Source organism: Azospirillum aestuarii (genome assembly GCF_016632405.1).
Taxonomy (GTDB): Bacteria; Pseudomonadota; Alphaproteobacteria; order Azospirillales; family Azospirillaceae; genus Azospirillum; species Azospirillum aestuarii.
Window position 1 is genome coordinate 1 of record NZ_JAEPIV010000009.1, and the last position, 3012, is coordinate 3012.

Genomic DNA, 3012 nt, shown 5'->3' on the forward strand with positions numbered 1-3012 from the left:
AGAGCGGCAACATCGGCAGCCTCAACCCCACCAGCGCCGTCCGCAAGGGTCCAAAGACGTAACGGTCAAGCGTTACCAAGGACGCCGGTTCTCCGGTTCCAGGCCGGGCGGCCCTGCCAGCGAGGGGCGGGGCCGCCCTTTTCAGACACAGAGCACCACCGGGAGGAACGACGATGGGAAAAGCTCTTGAAGGCGTGCGGGTTCTGGACTTTACCCATGTTCAGTCGGGTCCGACCTGCACGCAGCTTCTGGCGTGGTTCGGCGCCGACGTCATCAAGGTCGAGCGTCCAGGCGAGGGCGACATCACGCGCGGTCAGCTGCGCGACGTGCCCGAGGCCGACAGCCTCTACTTCACCATGCTGAACCACAACAAGCGGTCCATCACGCTGGACACCAAGAATCCGGACGGCAAGCGCGTCCTGGAGGATCTGGTGCGCATCTGCGACGTGATGGTCGAGAATTTCGCCCCCGGCGTGCTCGACCGCATGGGTCTGACCTGGGAGCGCATCCAGGAACTGAACCCCCGCATCATCGTCGCCTCGGTCAAGGGCTTCGGCCCCGGTCCCTATGAGGACTGCAAGGTCTATGAGAACGTCGCGCAGTGCGCCGGCGGCTCGGCCTCGACGACCGGCTTCGACGACGGCCCGCCGATGGTCACCGGCGCCCAGATCGGCGACAGCGGCACCGGCCTGCATCTGGCGCTGGGCATCGTGACGGCGCTCTACCAGCGCACCCAGACCGGGCGCGGCCAGAAGGTGCTGGCGGCCATGCAGGACGCCGTGCTGAACCTCTGCCGCGTCAAGCTGCGCGACCAGCAGCGGCTGGAGCGTGGCCCGCTCAAAGAATACCCGCAGTACCCGAACGGCGAGTTCGGCGACACCGTGCCGCGCGCCGGCAACGCCTCGGGCGGTGGCCAGCCGGGCTGGATCTTGAAATGCAAGGGGTGGGAGACCGATCCCAACGCCTACATCTACTTCATCACCCAGGCGCCGGTCTGGGCGAAGATCTGCGACGTCATCGGCAAGCCGGAGTGGGTCACCGATCCGGATTACGCGACGCCCGCCGCGCGCCTGCCGCGCCTGAAGGACATCTTCGCGACCGTCGAGGAATGGACCATGACCAAGACGAAGTTCGAGGTCATGGAGATCCTGAACACGTACGACATCCCCTGCGGCCCCATCCTGTCGATGAAGGAGCTGGCGGAGGATCAGTCGCTGCGCGAGACCGGCACCATCGTCGAGGTCGATCACCCGACGCGCGGCAAGTACCTGACGGTCGGCAACCCGATCAAGCTGTCGGACAGCCCAACCGAGGTCACGCGCTCGCCGCTGTTGGGCGAGCACACCGACGAGATCCTGCGCGAGGTGCTCGGCTTCGACGAGCGGCGCATCGGCGAGGTCCGCGACAGCGGCGCGCTGGGGCTGGTCGTTCCCCGCATGGCCGCCGAGTAAAGACAGCCGTGGCGAGGGCGTACCGTCAGGACGCCCGCTCCATGCAGCACGGATAGCAGGCGCACGCCGTCCCGAAGAGCGGGGGCGTGATCGCGGCCATCCGGCGAGCCATCGGCTCACCCGCTTATTTCTCCGCATATTCAGCACAGGACGCAGGGTGCCGGCGCAGGACGCGTCAGCGCCGATGGCGGCCTGCGCCCCGCACCCTTCCATTTTAAACACCCGAAGACAGCCATGAACATCCATGAGTATCAGGCCAAGGGCCTGCTGAAGACGTACGGCGTCGCGGTGCCCCGCGGCGGCGTCGCCTACACCCCGCAGGAAGCCGAGACCGTCGCCCGCGAGCTGGGCGGCCCGGTGTGGGTCGTGAAGTCGCAGATCCACGCGGGCGGCCGCGGCGCCGGCCGCTTCAAGGACAACCCCGAGGGCAAGGGCGGCGTCCGCGTCGTCAAGTCCATCGAGGAGGTCGGCAAGAACGCCGGCGAGATGCTCAACCACGTGCTGGTCACCAAGCAGACCGGGGCGGAAGGCCGCGAGGTCAAGCGCCTCTACGTCGAGGAAGGCGCCGACATCAAGCGCGAGCTCTACCTCGGCATGCTGGTCGACCGCGCCACCGGCCGCGTCACCATCATGGCGTCCACCGAAGGCGGCATGGAGATCGAGGAGGTCGCCCACAACACGCCGGAGAAGATCGTCAAGGTCGCCATCGACCCGGCCACCGGCATCCAGGGCTATCACACCCGCAAGGTCGCCTTCGCGCTGGGCCTCGAAGGCAAGCAGGTCGGTGCGGCGGCGAAGTTCCTGACCGCCATGTATCGCGCCTTCACCGAGCTGGACTGCGCGATCGTCGAGATCAACCCGCTGATCGTCACCGGCTCGGGCGAGATCCTGGCGCTCGACGCCAAGATGGCCTTCGACGACAACGCCCTGTTCCGCCATAAGAATGTGGCCGAGCTGCGCGACGTCGCCGAAGAGGACCCGGCCGAGGTCGAAGCCGCCAAGCACGACCTGAACTACGTCAAGCTGGACGGAAACATCGGCTGCATGGTCAACGGCGCCGGTCTGGCGATGGGCACCATGGACATTATCAAGCTGTACGGCGGCGAGCCGGCCAACTTCCTCGATGTCGGCGGCGGTGCCACCAAGGAGCGCGTCACCGCAGCCTTCAAGCTGATCCTCTCCGACCCCAATGTGAGCGGAATCCTGGTCAACATCTTCGGCGGCATCATGCGTTGCGACGTCATCGCCGAAGGCGTTGTCACAGCGGCCCGCGACGTAAAGCTCCACGTTCCGCTGGTCGTCCGTCTGGAAGGCACGAACGTCGAGCTGGGCAAGAAGATCCTTGCTGAGTCCGGTTTGCCGATCCTGTCGGCTGACAACCTCGCCGACGCCGCCGAGAAGGTGGTCAAGGCCGTGAAGGAGGCCGCGTAAGATGGCTGTTCTCGTCGATAAGAACACAAAGGTGCTCTGCCAGGGCTTCACCGGAGCCCAGGGCACCTTCCATTCCGAGCAGGCGATCGCCTACGGCACCAAGATGGTCGGCGGCGTCACCCCGGGCAAG

At 66.4% G+C, this 3012-nt stretch carries 2 protein-coding genes and 1 pseudogene; all 3 read left to right on the forward strand.

The annotated features are described in order from the left end of the window. Window positions 1-173: 173 nt before the first annotated feature. The gene (frc, locus tag JJL56_RS16810) at window positions 174-1451 is read left to right on the forward strand and encodes a formyl-CoA transferase (RefSeq protein WP_145626527.1); all 1278 of its coding nucleotides are present in this window, start codon (window positions 174-176) and stop codon (window positions 1449-1451) included. Window positions 1452-1685: 234 nt separating this feature from the next. Further along, a complete protein-coding gene (sucC, locus tag JJL56_RS16815) occupies window positions 1686-2882 on the forward strand; it encodes an ADP-forming succinate--CoA ligase subunit beta (RefSeq protein WP_200485706.1) in 1197 nt (398 codons plus the stop codon). Window position 2883: 1 nt separating this feature from the next. Further along, window positions 2884-3012 (forward strand): annotated as a pseudogene (locus JJL56_RS33155) (succinate--CoA ligase subunit alpha); the annotation flags it as partial.

Bases quoted from the DNA above. Each gene is read 5' to 3' on its own strand.
- frc (WP_145626527.1), top strand. From the start codon at position 174: ATGGGAAAAGCTCTTGAAGGCGTGCGGGTTCTGGACTTTACCCATGTT.
- sucC (WP_200485706.1), top strand. From the start codon at position 1,686: ATGAACATCCATGAGTATCAGGCCAAGGGCCTGCTGAAGACGTACGGC.